This is a genomic window from Kitasatospora sp. NPDC040550 (assembly GCF_055594965.1).
In genome coordinates this window covers 66419-81620 of record NZ_JBVIWC010000011.1, presented here as the reverse complement: position 1 = coordinate 81620, position 15202 = coordinate 66419, and the positions used below count along the sequence as shown (strand labels likewise).

Here is a 15202-nt window from a genome sequence, read left to right as displayed (position 1 = left end):
GAGTCGGACCACGACAGCCAGGAGGCGGACGGCATGACCACCGAGGACCAGCAGGAGCACGCAACCGGGCCCGCGGCCGGCGAGGCGATCCGGGGCACCGCCCGCGGTACGGCCCCCGCTCCGCTCTCGATCCTCGACCTGGCCACCGTCGGCGTCGGCCACACACCCGGCGAGGCCCTGGCCGCCACCACCGAACTGGCCCGCCGCGCCGAGCAGTGGGGCTACCACCGCTTCTGGGTCGCCGAGCACCACGGCATGCCCGGAGTGGCCAGCTCCACCCCGGCCGTCCTGCTCGCCCATCTCGGGGCCAACACCACCACGCTGCGCCTCGGTTCGGGCGGGGTCATGCTCCCCAACCACGCCCCGCTGGCCATCGCCGAACAGTTCGGCCTGCTGGAGGCCCTGCACCCCGGCCGGATCGACCTCGGACTCGGCCGCGCCCCCGGCACCGACCAGGCCACCGCCCGGGCGCTGCGCCGTGGTGTCGCCGAGGGCGCGGACGACTTCCCGCTCCAGCTCTCCGAGCTGACCCACTTCCTCGACGGGGACTTCCCCTCCGGCCACCCCTACGAGCGGCTGACCGCCGTACCCAAGGGCGAGGGCCGCCCGCCGGTGTGGCTGCTCGGCTCCTCCGGTTTCAGCGCCCAGTTGGCGGGCCGCCTCGGCCTCCCCTTCGCCTTCGCCCACCATTTCAGCAGCGCCAACACCGTTCCGGCCCTGGACCTGTACCGGACGTCCTTCCGCCCGTCCGCCGTGCTCGACGAGCCGTACGCGCTGATCGGCGTGAGCGCGGTCGCCGCCGAGGACGAGACCGCCGCCCGCCGCCTCGCCCGTTCCGCGGCGCTCGGCATGCTCCGGCTGCGGCGCGGCAACCCCGGCCCGATCCCCACCCCGGCGGAGGCGGAGGAGTACCCGTACAGCCCGGTCGAGGCGGACTTCGTCGACAACTGGCTGGACAACGTGGTGCTCGGCGACCCGGGCCAGGTCGCGGACGGCCTGGAGGCGCTGCGCAAGCGGACCGGCGCCGACGAGCTGATGGTCACCTCGCACATCCACGGCCACGAGGCCCGGCTCAGGTCCTACGGGCTGATCGCCGAGGCCTACGGTCTGACGGCGTCGGTCTGACGGCGGGCCTCCAGCGCCGCCGACCCGCCCCGACCCCGCCCTGTCCGGCTACCGGCCGCTCGGGGCGGGGCGGCCCTCACGGAGTATCGCCGCGACGAGTTCGGCCTCGCCCGGCCGGGCGAAGTACCAGCCCTGGGCGGTGTCGCAGCCGGTGAGCCGCAGCCGCTCGGCCTGGGCGGCGCTCTCGATGCCCTCGGCGGTGACGGTCAGTCCGAGGGTGTGCGCCAGCTGCACCATCGCGCCGACGATCTGTTCGTCCGCGTCGCTGCGCCGGGAGCGGAGCTCCGGGACGGCCGACCGGTCGGCCGCGGGCGCCGTCGTGGCCGCCGTCGGCGCCGTCGTCGCCGTGGCGCTCAGGACCGCGGCCGGGGCCGGGTCCCGGAAGCCCTCGATGAACGTTCCGTCGAGCTTCAGGACGTGCACCGGCAGTCGGGACAGGTAGGCCAGGTTGGAGTAGCCGGTGCCGAAGTCGTCGATCGCGATCCGCACGCCCATGTCGGCGAGCGCCTGCAGGGCCTGCAACGGGCGGCCGCCCGGGCCGAGCAGGGCGCTCTCGGTGATCTCCAGTTGCAGCAGCCGGGCGGGCAGGCCGGTGCTCTCGAGGGCGCGGGCGACGTCGGCGACCACGTCGGAGTCCCAGATCTGGCGGGCCGCCAGGTTGACGCTCACGAAGGTCTCGGTGTCCGGGAACTCGGTGAGCCACTGCCGGGCCTGGCGGCAGGACTCCTCCAGCACCCACTTGCCGAGCGGCACGATGGCACCGGACTCCTCGGCGAGCGGGATGAAGCGGTCGGGGGAGAGGGTCCCGTAGCGGGGGTGGCGCCAGCGGACGAGCGCCTCGGCGCCTCGCACCGTGCCGTCGGCCAGGCCGACCAGCGGCTGGTACTCGATGGTGAACTCGCCGCGCTCCAGGGCCGGCCGCAGCGCGGTGGCGAGGAGCTGGCGGGTCAGCTGGTGGGCGCCGCGGTCCGGGTCGTAGAGGGTCCAGCGGGCTCGGCCGTCGGCCTTGGACCAGTAGAGGGTGGCGTCGGCGTCCTTGACCAGGTCGGTCGGGGTGGTCTCGTGCACCGAGCGTTCGACGACGCCGACGCTGGCGGTGATCACCAGCCGGTGCCCGGCGACGTCGAAGGGACGTTCCAGCAGCTCCAGGATCCGCCCGGCCAGGGTGGTCAGCTGCTCGCTGCCGTCGCTGTCGGGGACCAGGACGGCGAACTCGTCGCCGCCCATCCGGGCCACCAGGTGGGCGTCCTGCCCGGCGTCGGCGCCGGAGGAGCCGGCGGGGGCGAGTCCGCGTTGGAGCCGGGCGGCGACGGCGATCAGCAACTGGTCGCCGATGTGGTGGCCGAGGGTCTCGTTGATCGCCGCGAAGCCGTCGAGGTCCAGGTAGCAGACGCCCACCCGTCGCGCTGCCACCGCGGTTGCCGCCGCTCGGCCGGACCCGCCGGAGGCCGGCCGTCGATCGCCGCTTCCGCCGCTTCCGCGAATCCCCAGGCCTGCCCGGTCCGCCCGACCCCCTCGGCCCGCGGGGGCCTCGGCGGCCGGCAGGCAGGCGGCGTCCAGCCGCTCGAAGAAGGAGGTCCGGTTGGGCAGCCGGGTCAGTGGATCGTGCAGGGCCTGGTACTCCAGGCGGTCCCCGAGCCGGCGCTGCTCGGTGAGGTCCTCGACCAGCGCGAGGGTGTAGAGCGGTTGCCCGGCGGGGTCCCGGATCAGCGAGACCGTCACCTTGCTCCAGACCGTGTGGCCCTCGCGGTGCCGGAGCTGCTTCTCCACGCGGAACCGTTCCCGCTCACCGTGGACGAGCCCGTGGAAGAGCCGGTGCGGCAGGCCCTCCGGGTCGATGATCTCGTGCAGGTGGATACGGACCAGCTCGCCGACGCCGCGGCCGATCAGTGCGGCGAAGGCGGGGTTGACCTCGATGATCCGGTCCTCGGAGTCGATCAGGGCCATGCCGATGACGGCGTCGCAGAAGGCCGCTCGGAAGCGGGACTCACTGGCCCGGAGGGCCGCCAGCAGTCGGTCGGTCCCGCCGCCCGCCCGGTCGGTGCCATCCGGGTTGCCCGGGTGCGCACCGTCGGCCAGGGGGGCCGAGCAGGTGGGGCAGAGCCGCACCTCCGGGTCCTCCAGGGTGACGCGGGCCGTGGTCGAGGTCGTGGTCGTGGCCACGACCGGGGGGACGGGGACGTCGGAGGTACCGGAGGAGGCGGCCGGTGCGGCCAGGCCCACCGGATCGAGGCCCATCTGTTCGAGACCGGCCGGATCGAGACCGCCCGGTTCGAGGACCGGCGCGGTGAGGAGGCGGTGGTGGGACGAGCGGTGGTGTGACGATTCCTCGTGTCGCACGCCTGGGTGGTGTGCGTCGGCCCCCTCGTTCTGGCCCGGCACGGCATGCTCCCGTCCGCTGCTGACGCTTGACGATGGTCTGCCTGGCCGGTCGGGATCCCGGCGGCCGGCTCCGCACTCTGTCGGGGCCTCGGGGCCGGTCCGCTGCGGGGCGTCCGCCGTGGGGCGCTGTCGCGCGGGGACCCGGGTGGAGAACAGGGCGCTGCGGCCGATCATAGGCCGCGACGGCAACGCGCGGTGACCGCCGGCAGGGTGATTCGCCCCGTTTGTGATCATGCGTGGTGGAACGTTCGGACGCCCCCGGTACACCTCACATGAGGTGCGCCGGGAGCGCGTGCGCCGATGGCGCGCCCCCGGACGCCGGTTGCGCGCCGGGGGCGGGGCCGGAGTGCGCCCCGGACGGGCCGGGGCGGCGGTCAGGCCAGCTTGGCGGTGAGAGTGATGGTGGTGCCGGTCAGGGCCTGGCTGACCGGGCAGTTGGCCTTGGCGTCCTCGGCGGCCTTCACGAAGCCGGCCTCGTCCAGCCCGGGTACCGCACCGGTGACGGTCAGGTGGATCCCGGTGATGCCGGTGCCGGGCTGGAAGGTGACGTCGGCCTGGGTGTCCAGCGTGGTGGGCGGGTTTCCGGCCTGGGTGAGGCCGTGGGAGAGGGCCATCGAGAAGCAGGCGGAGTGGGCGGCCGCGATGAGTTCCTCGGGGCTGGTCTTGCCGTTGGGCGCCTCGGCGCGGGCCGGCCAGGAGACGGGGTAGTCGCCGATCCCGGAGGAGGCGAAGGTCACCTGCCCCTTGCCGTGCAGGAGGTCGCCCTCCCAGGCCGTGCGGGCGGTGCGGGTGGTTGCCACGATCGGTTCCTCCAGTGCTGAGGGACTGCTGAGTCGTCACTTCCGGTCATGCACGCACCAGACTACGGGCAGCCCCGCCGGGGAGCCGGGAGCCGGGAGCCGGGAGCCGGGAGCCGGGAGCCGGGAGCCGAGGAGCCGGGAGCCGAGGAGCCGGGCGCGGGTCGTCGCCGGCCGCGGTACTCCCCGCGCTCCCCTCCGTCGCCTCCGCCGGTGCCTCCTCCCGCCGTCCGGATGTTGGACGGTTCCCCGGACGGTGCCGGTCCGGTGCGGGAGCCCTGTTAGATTTGCCGGGGTCCGAGCCCGGCCGCCGTACGGCCGGGTGACCACCCCAGACACCGGGAGCCGCCCCGATGACGGACCAGCCCACGACCCCCGACGCCGGCGCGACCGAGGGGATCGACGACGCGGTGCGGGCCGAGCTGACCAGCCTGCGCGAGAGCATCGACAACATCGATGCCGCGGTGGTCCACATGCTGGCCGAGCGCTTCAAGGCGACCCAGCGGGTCGGCCGCCTCAAGGCCGAGCACAAGCTGCCGCCGGCCGACCCGGCCCGGGAGCGGGACCAGATCAAGCGGCTGCGGGAGCTGGCCGCCGGAGCCAAGCTCGACCCGGTCTTCGCTGAGAAGTTCCTGAACTTCATCATCGCCGAGGTCATCCGCCACCACGAGGCCATCGCCCGCGCCTGACCGCCGGGGCAGCGCTGCGGCGGCTCCGGCCCCTGCTCCGGACGGGTTCCGGACGGGTTCCGGACCTGCTCCGGACGCGTTCCGAGGTGCCGCCGCGATGTCGGAGGCGGCTAAGTCCCGGATTTCGTGCGGCTCCCCGGTTGGCGTAGCGTGCAGGTTTCCCCAGCCGGAGAGGTGGAGCAGCGACGATGGCGGTGAACCTGCCCGAAACGCCGAGCGGAGCTCCCAGCGGATCCGCCGTACCAGCCGCCCGGGACGTCCAGGACGGGCCGCCCGCTCCGGACGGGTCGCCGGCGCAGCCCGTCCCGGGCGCGTCCGGTGGGCGTGCCGAGGCCCGTCGCCGGGCCGGGGGTTCGCGCGGTCGCAAGGCCCGCCGGGCGGGCCGCCGTCCCCGGCCGTGGTGGATCGAGATCCCGGCGATGGCGGCGGTCGGCCTGGTGGTCGCACTGCTGATCAAGACCTGCCTGTTCCAGGTCTTCACCATCCCGTCCGGTTCGATGGAGAACACCCTGCGGGTCGGCGACCGGGTCGGCGTGAACAAGCTCGCGCCGCTGACCGGTTGGACGCCGGAGCCGGGGCAGCCGGTGGTGTTCAAGGACCCGGGGAACTGGCTGCCGCCGCAGCCGGTGGACACCAACCCGTTCACCAACGCCGTGAGCTCGGTGCTGAGCTTCGTCGGGCTGGTGCCGCCGAAGGACGACAACTACCTGGTCAAGCGGGTCATCGCGACCGGCGGCCAGACCGTGCAGTGCACGGGCACCACGCTGACCGTGGACGGCAGGAAGGTCGACGAGCCGTACCTCCACCCGGGCGACGACTCCTGTGCGGGGCTGGACTTCGGCCCGGTGAAGGTGCCCTCGGGCTACATCTGGGTCGAGGGCGACCACCGCAGCGACTCGGCGGACTCGCGCTGGCACCGGCAGGGGCCGGGCGGCGGCGCGGTGCCGGTGGGCAACGTGGTGGGCCCGGTGGCGGCCGTGGTGTGGCCGGTCAGTCACCTCGACTGGTTCGGCTGGACCGGCCGCTGACCCCGGACGCCGTCGCACCAGCGGCCCCCACCTCCACCATCGGCACCTCCACCGCCGCCGTCTCCAGCGGTTCCGCCTCCGCCACCGCCGGCCGGCTCGTCTGCGCGACGAAGGCGCCCGCCAGGACCAGCAGACCGCCCGCGACCTGCGGCAGCCCCAGGTGCTCGCCGAGCAGGACCCAGGCCAGCACGGTGGCGACCACCGCCTCCAGGTTGGCCACCACCCCGGCGATCGGCGGCGAGAGGTACCCGACGGAGATCACGCCGGTCAGGTAGGCGAGCACGGTCGCGATCAGCACCATCCAGGCGGCCGGGACCAGGGCGGGCAGGCTGTGCCCGTTCATCACCACGGACCCGCCCAGCGGGCCCCAGTCGGCCTGCCAGGGCCGGGTGAGGACGGTGAGCAGGACGGCGCCGATCAGCAGCCCGTACGCGCTGACGGCCAGCGGGTCGACCGGGCGCTCGCCCCGGCGGCCGGCGTCGGCGAGCAGGAAGTAGCCGACCTGGCAGCAGGCCGCGCCGAGGGCGAACAGCACGCCCAGCGCGTCGAAGCCCAGGCCGTTCCAGACCTCCACCACGCAGGCCAGCCCGGCCACCGCGACGCCGGCGCCGACGGCCGCGCCCCGGCTGATCGGCTTGCGCTGCACGAACTTGACGTAGCCGATCAGCAGCGGCGGCCCGAGGTACTCGATGAGCAGGGCGACGCCGACCGGGATGCGGGAGATCGCGGCGAAGTAGCAGGCCTGGACGCCGGCCACGGCGAGCAGGCCGAAGCCGATCAGCAGGCCGGGGCGGCGCAGGACGGCGTCGCGGTGCCGGTAGGCGATCGGGAGGAGGGCGACGGCCGCCCCGGTGACCCGGAGCCACACCACGTGCAGGGGGGAGAGTCCGGCCTCGATCAGTGGCTTGGCCGCGGTGCCGGAGCCGCCGAAGGCGAAGGCGGAGACCAGCGCGAGGCCGAGGCCGAGGGTTCGGCCCGAAGGGAGGGTGGGCGAGGCCGTTGATCTGTGCACTGGCGCATTGTGACAGTCATACCGATGTCTCGGTAAGGCGCCATATCGGCATTTGGTCCTGGTCTGAACTGTCCGTAGAGACGCGGTGACGAGAGACGCGGTGACGAGAGGCGCGGTGCCGAGAGGTGCGGTGACGCACCTCGGCCGGACCACCGACCCGAGGTCGGTGGTCCGGCCGAGGTGAGCGGGCGGAGCGGGGAGGGCGGTCAGCCTCCGGACCCTGCCCCTGCCCCGTTGGTCGTGTCCGTCCCGCCGGTGGGCTGGGTGGTCGGCTGAGTGGTGGGGTCGGTGGTCGGCTTGCCGGTCGGCGTCGGCTTGGTGGTCGGCCGACCGGTGGGCCGCGAGGTGGGCTGGGTGGTCGGCTGACCGGTCGGGGCGGTGGTCGGGCCGGTGCCCGTCCCGCCGGAACCGGAGTCGCCGCCCGAGCCGGAGCCGGTGGAGCCGGTGCCCGAGCTGTCGCCCTGCTGGCTGCTCGCGCCGGTGCTGGGCGTGGCGCTGCCGGTCGTCGGGGTGCCGCTCGGCGTGCTCGGGGCCGTCGGCAGGTCGGTGGCGCCGGAGTCGCCGCCGTCTGCCGGGGTCGGGAAGTCGCTGACCGGCTGGCCCTTGAGCGCGGCCTTCATGTAGGCGGTCCAGATCTGTGCCGGGAACTGGCCGCCCGCCGCGCCGTTGATCCCGCCGACGCCGCTCAGGCTGACCTGGGCGCCGGTGCCCGGGTCCTGGCCGAACAGCGCGACCGAGGTGACCAGCTCGGGGGTGTAGCCGACGAACCAGACGGACTTCTGGTCGTCGGTGGTGCCGGTCTTGCCCGCCACCGGGCGGCCCAGCGCCTGGGCCCGGAAGCCGGTGCCGCCCGGGTCGCTCACCACGCCCTGGAGCATCGAGGTGACCTGGTTGGCGGTGTCCGCGCTGATCGCCTGGGTGGTCTTGTGCGCGGGCAGCTGCACGGCCTCGCCGGCGCGGTCCACCGACTGCACCAGCCACGGGGTGATCTGCTTGCCGCCGTTGTCCAGGGTGGCGTACACGCCGGCCATGTCGAGCACGCTCGGGGTGGCCGCACCCAGCGGGATGGAGGGCACCGGGTCCAGGCCCGGGGTGCCGGCGGGCAGGCCCAGCGCGATGCCGGTGTCCTTGACCTTCTGCAGCCCGGTGTCCTGCGCGAGCTGGGCGAACACCGAGTTCACCGACTTGTCGATGGCCTGCTGCAGGGTGATCTGGCCGTAGCTGACGTCGCCCTCGTTCGGCGGCGCGTACGGGGTGCCCTTGCCGCCGCGGACCTTGCGGCCGCTGGTGCCGTCGTAGACGGTGCGCGGGGTGACGGTCCGGCCGTCCTGGGTCTTGGCGTTGTTCTCGAAGGCGGCGGCCAGCGCGATCGCCTTGAAGGTCGAACCGGCCTGGTAGTCGCGCCGGGTCGCGTTGTCCACGTAGTGCTTCACGTAGTCGACGCCGCCGTACAGGGCGACCACCGCACCGGTCTTCGGGTCGACGGAGACGGCGCCGGCCTGGGCGGCCGCGTCCTTCTTCCGCTTGTCCGGGTTCAGGGTGTCGTGCAGCTGCGCCTGGACGGAGTCCTGGAGGGCCTGCTGGCGCGCCGGGTCGATGCTCAGCTTGATCGTGTAGCCGCCCTTGGCCAGCTCGGTCTCGCTGATGACGTTGTTCGAGGTCAGGTACTGGGTGGCCGCGTTCACCAGGTAGCCGGACTGGCCGGACAGGCCCGGGTTGGGCTGCGGGTCCTTGACGTCCGGGAAGGTGGTCCTGGCCCGCTCGTCGGCGCCGAGCCAGCCCTCCTTGACCATGCCGTCCATGACGTAGTTCCAGCGGTTGACGGCGTTCTGCTTGCCCGTCGGGGTCGCGGTGGCCACGTCGTAGGCGCTCGGGGCGTTCAGCAGGGTGGCCAGGTAGGCGCCCTGGGCCGGGCTGAGCGCGGAGGCGTCGATGCCGAAGTACGCCTGGGCGGCGGCCTGGATGCCGTAGGCGCCGCGGCCGTAGTACGAGGTGTTCAGGTAACCGGAGAGGACGTCGTCCTTGCTCTCGGTGGCGTCCACCTTGATGGCGATGAAGAGCTCCTTCACCTTGCGGGTGACGGACTGCTTCTGGTCCAGGTACGTGTTCTTCACGTACTGCTGGGTGATGGTGGAGCCGCCCTGGGTGCCCTCGCCCTTGGCGGTGTTGAGGGCGGCCCGGACCAGGCCCTGCACGTTGACGGCGCCCTCTTTGTAGAAGTTGCGGTCCTCGGCGGCCAGCGCCGCGTGCTGGGCGGCGGGGGAGACCTTGTCCAGGCCGACGTTCTGCCGGTTGGTCTGGCCGGTGCGGGTGATCACCGAGCCGTCGGAGTAGAGCCAGGTGTTGCTCTGCGCGGTCGCGGCGGCGTGCGCGTCGGGCACCTTCACCAGCGCGATCCCCAGCGCGAACAGACCGACGCCGAGCAGCAGCGCCGAGGCGAGGCCGAGCAGCGTCATCCGCCAGGTGGGTATCAGCCGGCGCCAGCCGGTGCGCTTGGGGCGGCGCGGCTTCTTGCCGCCCGGGGTGGTGGTGGAGCGCTTGAGTCGCTTGACCGGCCGGAGGCCGATCGGCGGCCGGCCGCTCTGGGCGTTTCGGAACAAGGCGCGGCCTTTCCTGCGGGCGGACCGGGCCAGCCTGCACAGACGGGGACATCGGTGGTTAGGGACCTTTGTCCCGATTCCGGTTTACTGCCCTGGACGAGCCGGGCGGGCCCCATGGCTCCACCGGAACGGCAATCGAGACCGACATCACACATAAAACGGACATCGAGGGCCAAAAAATCGGGGAGCCCCTCGCTGCTGCGAGAGGCTCCCCAACTGTCTGTGCGCCGCCAGGGACTCGAACCCCGGACCCGCTGATTAAGAGTCAGCTGCTCTAACCAACTGAGCTAGCGGCGCCTGCTGACCTGGAAAACAATACACGGTCCCCGGGGGTGCCTCGCACCACGGCGGTTCCGCCGGGTGCTGCGGGTGACCGTTTCCTCCCGGTTGGGGTGGAGTTCCTGCCCGGTTAGGGTGGAAACGTGCCCAGCCCCCCGCCCGGACACCCCCGCCCCCGGACCCACCCGCGGCCCCCCTCCCGACGCCGCCGGCCGTCGGACCGGCGCGCGCGGACCGCGGTCGCCGCCCTGCTGCTGCTCAGCGCGGTCGCGTACACCGCGTGGGTGCTGGAGGTGGTGCTCAGCACCGGGCTCGACCCGGTGCAGGCGTACATCAGCGAGCTCGCCGCCGAGGACCAACCGCTGGGCGGCCTCTTCCGGGCCACCGACCTCGTCGCCGGGCTGTGCGTGCTCGCCGCCGCCGTCACCGCCCTCGCCACCGGGCAGGCCCGGAACGCCGTGGCACCCGCTCGACGCGCCACGGACCCCGGCCATGACCGCTCGGCCCCTGGCCAGGACCCCGCAGACCCCGGCCGGAACCGCTGGGCGCTGGTCGGCTGGTCCGCCCTGGCCCTGTTCGGCGCCGCCACCGCCGCCGACTCCCGGCTGCCGCTCAGCTGCGCCCCCACCAGCGACGAGATGTGCGCGGCCAGGGAGACCGCCGGACTGGTTCCCGCCACCCACACCGCCCACGCCGTCACCAGCAGCCTCGCCGTGCTGGGCGCGCTCACCGGACTGGTCGCGCTCACCGTCCTCGCCCGCCGCAACCACCGCTGGCCGGCGGTGCGCCGGCTCGGGCCCTGGCTGCTCGGCGCCGAACTGCTGGCCACCGGCTGGAGCCTCGGCGCGATCGCCGCCTTCCAGGCCGGTCGCGGCACCTGGGCGCTCGGTGCCGGGCAGCGGGTGCAGGTGCTGCTGGTCGCGCTCTGGCTGGCCGTCCTGGCCGTGGCCGTCGCCCGCTCGTCCGCCCCGCGGGGGCTGCCCACTCCGGACACCCCGGCTGCGCAGGCCGCTCCGACGGCACCGGAGGCCGCCGACCGCTACGGCCCGACCGCCGGCCGGAGGCCGGCGTGAGCGCGCCCGCCGTCCGCGCCCGCTTCCTGCGCGTCGATGGTGTCCCGCTGCACGTCCGCGCGGAGGGCAGCGGCCCGCTCTGCCTGCTCACCGGCGGCCTCGGCAGCAGCTGGTTCGACTGGGACCTCGTCGTCCCGTTCCTCACCCCGTACCGCACCGTCGTCCGCTTCGACCGGCCCGGTTACGGGCTCAGCGCCGCCGAGCCCGCCACCGGGCGGCGGCCCGCCCCGACGGTGGCCGGCGAGGCCGAGCGGATCCGCGCGGTGCTGGACGGCCTCGGGCTGGGCGGGCCCTGCACGGTGGTCGGCCATTCGCTCGCGGGCTTCCACGTGGAGGCCTTCGCCCGGCTGCACCCCGAGCGGACTGCCGGGCTGGTCCTGGTCGACGGCAGCGTCGAAGCGGCGCCCCGCCCCTACCCGGCACCGGCCGCACGGGACTTCGCGGCCCGGGCGGTGGCGGGCGCCGCGACCGCCCTCGCCGTCCCGTACCTGCTCGGCCCGACCGCCCGCCGGGTGACCGCCCGGCTGTCCACCGTCCGCCGGGAGGACCTGGCCCCGCCGCTGCTGGTCCGGCACTGCTACCGCACCGGACGGGCCCTGCGCGCGCTGCTCCGGGAGAACGGGCGCTACCTCGACATGGCCGCCGAACTGGACGCGCTGCGCCGGGCCCGGCCGCTGCCCGAGGAGCTGCCGATCACCGTGCTGGCCGCCGCCGACGGCTGCCGGACCAGCCGGACCGAGTCCTGGCTGGCCGACCAGCGGGGGCTCGCGACGCTGCTGGGGGCGGACTTCCGGACCACGGCCCCGGCCGGGCACCTGGTGATGTTCGACCGCCCGGACGCGGTGGCCTCCGCCGTCCTCGACACCCACTGACGGCGCCGGGCGGACGGCCCCGCCCGTCCCGGCCCGGGCTCGAGCCCGGACGGAAGGTGTCCCGAGGGCCGGAAACGCCGAAAACGCCGGAAGGCCCTTCGCTCTCGCGAAGGGCCTTCCGGCTGTCTGTGCGCCGCCAGGGACTCGAACCCCGGACCCGCTGATTAAGAGTCAGCTGCTCTAACCAACTGAGCTAGCGGCGCTTGCTGACGTGGAAGACAGTACACGTCGGCAACCCGTTCCGCCGAATCGTATTCGGCGGATGACCGAGAGTGAGGGTTCCGCCGTCACCCCGGGTGGTGACAGGCGGCCCGGTGGTCGCTCTCCGTCCCGGCCCCGGCCCCCGCCCGGTCGCCGTCCAGGGCCGGCCGCTCCTGTTCGCAGCGCGCCCGGGCCGCGGGGTCCGTGAGCCCGGCGTAGAGCGGGCAGCGGGTGCGGAACGGGCAGCCGGTGCGGCGCTCGGTGGGGGAGGGCGGGTCGCCGGCCAGCAGGATGCGGTCGCGGGCGCGTTCGGCGGCGGGGTCGGGCAGCGGCACGGCGGAGAGCAGCGCCCGGGTGTACGGGTGGCGGGGCCGTTCGAAGACGGCGGAGACCGGGCCCTGCTCGACCGTCCGGCCGAGGTACATCACGCTGACCCGGTCGGCGAGGTGCCGGATCACCGAGAGGTCGTGCGAGACGAACAGGTAGGACAGCCCGAGTTCGGCCTTGAGCGACTGGAGCAGGTTGAGCACCCCGGCCTGGATCGAGACGTCCAGGGCGGAGACCGGTTCGTCCAGCACCAGCAGCTTGGGCCGGACGGCGAGGGCCCGGGCGATGGAGATCCGCTGGCGCTGCCCGCCGGAGAACTGGTGCGGGTAGCGGACCGCGTGGTCCGGGTCGAGCCCGACCTGGCGGAGCAGCTCGGGCACCCGGCGGGCGATCTCCTCGCGCGGGGCGTGCTGGGCGCGCAGCGGTTCGGCGACGATGTCGCCGACCGGCATCCGGGGGTCGAGGCTGGCCATCGGGTCCTGGAAGACGATCTGCAGTTCGGAGCGGAGCCGCTGGGCCTCGGCCCGGGTGAGCCGGGCGGTGTCGTGGCCGAGCAGTTCGATCCGGCCGGTCTCCGGGGCGCGCAGGCTCAGCAGCTCGAACAGCGTGGTGGACTTGCCCGAGCCGGACTCCCCGACCAGGCCGAGGGTCTCGCCCTGGCGCAGGTCCAGGTCGACGCCGTCCACCGCGTAGACCTCGCCGACCTTCCGCTTGAACACCGTGCCCTTGAGCAGTGGGAAGGTCTTCCCCAGCCCGCTCACCGAGAGCACCTGCGGCCGGGTCGAACGGTCCCCGGCGGCGGGCCCCGGGGGCGGCTCCGGCACGGGGTACACCTCGCTCGGGGCAGGCCGCCGCTCGGCCAGCTCCGCCGAGCGCACGCAGGCCGCCCGGTGCCCGTCGTCCCCGCTCAGCGCGGGCTCCGCCGTCGAGCAGCGCTCCTCCGCGAGCGGGCAGCGCGCGGCGAACGGGCAGCCGGGCGGCAGTTCGGCCATCGGCGCCGGGACGCCGGGGATCGGCACCAGCGGGCCGCCGCGCCCGTCCAGCCGGGGCAGTGCGCCGATCAGGCCGAGGGTGTACGGGTGGCGCGGGGCCGCGAACAGCTCGTCCACCCCGGCGGTCTCGACCACCCGGCCCGCGTACATCACGGCGACCCGGTCGGCCGCCCCGGCGATCACCCCGAGGTCGTGGCTGACCAGGACGAGCGCCGCGCCGGTCTCCTCCCGGGCTGTGCGCAGCACGTCGAGCACCTGGGCCTGGATGGTGACGTCCAGTGCGGTGGTGGGCTCGTCGGCGAGCAGGATGTCGGGCTGGTTGGCGATGGCCATGGCGATCATGGCGCGCTGGCGCATGCCGCCGGAGAACTCGTGGGGGAAGCTGTCCAGGGCCCGGTCGGGCGCCGGGATGCCGACCAGGTCGAGGAGTTCGGCGGCCCGGCGGCGGGCGGTGGCCCGGTCGACCGGCTGGTGGATCCGGACGGCCTCGGCGATCTGGTCGCCGATCCGGTAGACCGGGGTGAAGGCGGACAGCGGGTCCTGGAACACCATGGCGACCCGGCGGCCGCGGATCGCGGCGAGTTCCCGGCCGGGCAGGCCGACCAGTTCCCGGCCGTCCAGCCGCACCGAGCCCTCGATCCGGGCGGTGCCCGGCAGCAGCCCGAGCACGGACAGCGCGGTGACGGACTTCCCGGAGCCGGACTCGCCGACGATGCCGAGGGTCTCGCCGCGGTGCAGGGTGAGGTCCACCCCGCGTACGGCGGGCACCCGGCCGTGCGGGCCGGCGAAGTCCACCCGCAGGTCGCGGACGGCGAGCAGCGGGGTCTCGACGGCGGTGGTCACTTCTGCTTCCTCCGAAGGCGGCGGGTACGGCGCGGCGCGCCCCCGGCGGTGGGGTCGAGGGCGTCGCGGAGCCCGTCCCCGACCAGGTTGACGGCGAGCACGAACAGCACCAGCAGCCCGGCCGCGAAGTAGAACATCCACGGGAACACCGGGGCCTCGCTGGTTCCGGCGGCGAGCAGGGTGCCGAGCGAGACGTCCGGCGCCTTGACCCCGAAGCCGAAGTAGGAGAGCGCGGTCTCGCTCATCACCGCGCCGCCGACGGCGATGGTGGCGTCGATGATGAGGAAGGAGGCGACGTTCGGCAGGATGTGCCGGCTGATGATCCGCAGCGGCCGCACTCCCATGAACCGTGCGGCGCGCACGAATTCGCGCTCGCGCAGGGAGAGGGTCATCGAGCGGACCACCCGCGCGGTGATCATCCAGTTGAACAGGGCGAGCAGCAGCACGAAGGCGATCCAGCCGGCGCTCTTCAGCCGGGACGAGACGATGGTGATGATCAGGAAGCTGGGGAACACCAGCAGGAGGTCGACCAGGAACATCAGCGCCCGGTCGGTCCAGCCGCCGAAGTAGCCGGCGCAGGCGCCGACCAGCGAGGCCAGCACGGTGGAGAACAGCGCCACCAGCAGGCCGATGATCAGCGACTTCTGCAGCCCGCGGACGGTCTGGGCGAACACGTCCTGGCCGACCCCGTTGGTGCCGAACCAGTGCTCGGCGGAAGGGGGTTGGTGCAGCGCGCTGAAGTCGGGGGCGGCGTAGTCCCAGGGCGTCAGGTACGGGCCGGCGAAGGCGAGCGCGAACAGCAGCAGGACGACGACGGCGCCGACCAGGGCGCCGCGGGCGGCGAGCAGCCGGGCGAGGACGAGGCGTCCGCGACCGGTCGCCCGGGCGGGGGCGGGCACGGGTACGGGCGGCTCGACCGGGTCGACGGGTCCGGAAGGCTCGACGGGTTCCACGGAGAGGGTGGTCATCTCGGTCTCCCTCC

11 protein-coding genes and 2 tRNA genes are annotated in these 15202 nt (G+C 74.2%); 5 read left to right on the top strand and 8 right to left on the bottom strand.

The window, feature by feature from the left end; all coding sequences use genetic code 11:
• Window positions 1-33: 33 nt before the first annotated feature.
• A complete protein-coding gene (locus ACZ58X_RS18055; protein ID WP_470334609.1) occupies window positions 34-1125 on the top strand; it encodes an LLM class flavin-dependent oxidoreductase in 1092 nt (363 codons plus the stop codon).
• Window positions 1126-1173: 48 nt separating this feature from the next.
• Here the strand turns inward: ACZ58X_RS18055 and ACZ58X_RS18050 are convergent, their stop codons facing one another.
• A complete protein-coding gene (locus tag ACZ58X_RS18050) occupies window positions 1174-3465 on the bottom strand; it encodes a putative bifunctional diguanylate cyclase/phosphodiesterase (RefSeq protein ID WP_470334608.1) in 2292 nt (763 codons plus the stop codon).
• Between the two features lie 416 nt (window positions 3466-3881).
• Window positions 3882-4307 (bottom strand): OsmC family protein, encoded by a 426-nt coding sequence (locus ACZ58X_RS18045; RefSeq protein ID WP_470334607.1) that lies wholly within the window; start codon window positions 4305-4307, stop codon window positions 3882-3884.
• Window positions 4308-4657: 350 nt separating this feature from the next.
• On the opposite strand from ACZ58X_RS18045, the gene ACZ58X_RS18040 reads away from it, so the two are divergent.
• Window positions 4658-4993 carry a chorismate mutase gene (locus ACZ58X_RS18040; RefSeq protein WP_396241929.1) on the top strand — a complete coding sequence of 112 codons (336 nt, stop codon included), beginning with the start codon at window positions 4658-4660 and terminating at the stop codon, window positions 4991-4993.
• 188 nt (window positions 4994-5181) lie between these two features.
• Complete coding sequence (gene lepB, locus ACZ58X_RS18035; protein WP_470334606.1) at window positions 5182-6021, top strand: signal peptidase I; 840 nt, start codon at window positions 5182-5184, stop codon at window positions 6019-6021.
• On the opposite strand, the gene ACZ58X_RS18030 is transcribed toward lepB, so the two are convergent.
• The 3 genes from ACZ58X_RS18030 to ACZ58X_RS18020 form a co-directional block, all read right to left on the bottom strand.
• Window positions 5984-7033: an EamA family transporter gene (locus ACZ58X_RS18030; RefSeq protein ID WP_470334605.1), complete on the bottom strand. Its 1050-nt coding sequence runs from the start codon at window positions 7031-7033 to the stop codon at window positions 5984-5986. The two genes, lepB and ACZ58X_RS18030, sit on opposite strands and share 38 nt — an antisense overlap.
• Window positions 7034-7239: 206 nt before the next feature.
• Window positions 7240-9633 (bottom strand): transglycosylase domain-containing protein, encoded by a 2394-nt coding sequence (locus ACZ58X_RS18025; protein WP_470334604.1) that lies wholly within the window; start codon window positions 9631-9633, stop codon window positions 7240-7242.
• A 223-nt stretch (window positions 9634-9856) separates the two neighbouring features.
• Window positions 9857-9930, bottom strand: a tRNA-Lys gene (locus ACZ58X_RS18020).
• A 230-nt stretch (window positions 9931-10160) separates the two neighbouring features.
• Between ACZ58X_RS18020 and ACZ58X_RS18015 the strand changes: the two genes are divergently transcribed.
• Entirely contained in the window at window positions 10161-10985 is an 825-nt protein-coding gene (locus ACZ58X_RS18015; RefSeq protein ID WP_470334742.1) for a DUF998 domain-containing protein, read from the top strand.
• The gene (locus ACZ58X_RS18010; protein ID WP_470334603.1) at window positions 10982-11857 is read left to right on the top strand and encodes an alpha/beta fold hydrolase; all 876 of its coding nucleotides are present in this window, start codon (window positions 10982-10984) and stop codon (window positions 11855-11857) included. Before ACZ58X_RS18015 ends, ACZ58X_RS18010 begins: the two co-directional genes overlap by 4 nt.
• A 129-nt stretch (window positions 11858-11986) precedes the next feature.
• Here the strand turns inward: ACZ58X_RS18010 and ACZ58X_RS18005 are convergent.
• The 3 genes from ACZ58X_RS18005 to ACZ58X_RS17995 all read right to left on the bottom strand — a co-directional run bounded on the left by ACZ58X_RS18005 (window position 11987) and on the right by ACZ58X_RS17995 (window position 15188).
• Window positions 11987-12060 (bottom strand) — tRNA-Lys (locus ACZ58X_RS18005).
• A gap of 84 nt (window positions 12061-12144) precedes the next feature.
• On the bottom strand, window positions 12145-14220 hold the full coding sequence (locus tag ACZ58X_RS18000) for an ABC transporter ATP-binding protein (protein ID WP_470334602.1): 2076 nt from the start codon (window positions 14218-14220) through the stop codon (window positions 12145-12147).
• Entirely contained in the window at window positions 14217-15188 is a 972-nt protein-coding gene (locus tag ACZ58X_RS17995) for an ABC transporter permease (protein WP_470334601.1), read from the bottom strand. The genes ACZ58X_RS18000 and ACZ58X_RS17995 overlap by 4 nt, the downstream gene beginning before the upstream one ends.
• Window positions 15189-15202: the final 14 nt, after the last annotated feature.

Excerpts from the sequence above, each read along its gene's own strand:
- ACZ58X_RS18055 (WP_470334609.1), top strand. The coding sequence starts at position 34 with ATGACCACCGAGGACCAGCAGGAGCACGCAACCGGGCCCGCGGCCGGC.
- ACZ58X_RS17995 (WP_470334601.1), bottom strand. The coding sequence starts at position 15,188 with ATGACCACCCTCTCCGTGGAACCCGTCGAGCCTTCCGGACCCGTCGAC.
- ACZ58X_RS18040 (WP_396241929.1), top strand. The coding sequence starts at position 4,658 with ATGACGGACCAGCCCACGACCCCCGACGCCGGCGCGACCGAGGGGATC.
- lepB (WP_470334606.1), top strand. The coding sequence starts at position 5,182 with ATGGCGGTGAACCTGCCCGAAACGCCGAGCGGAGCTCCCAGCGGATCC.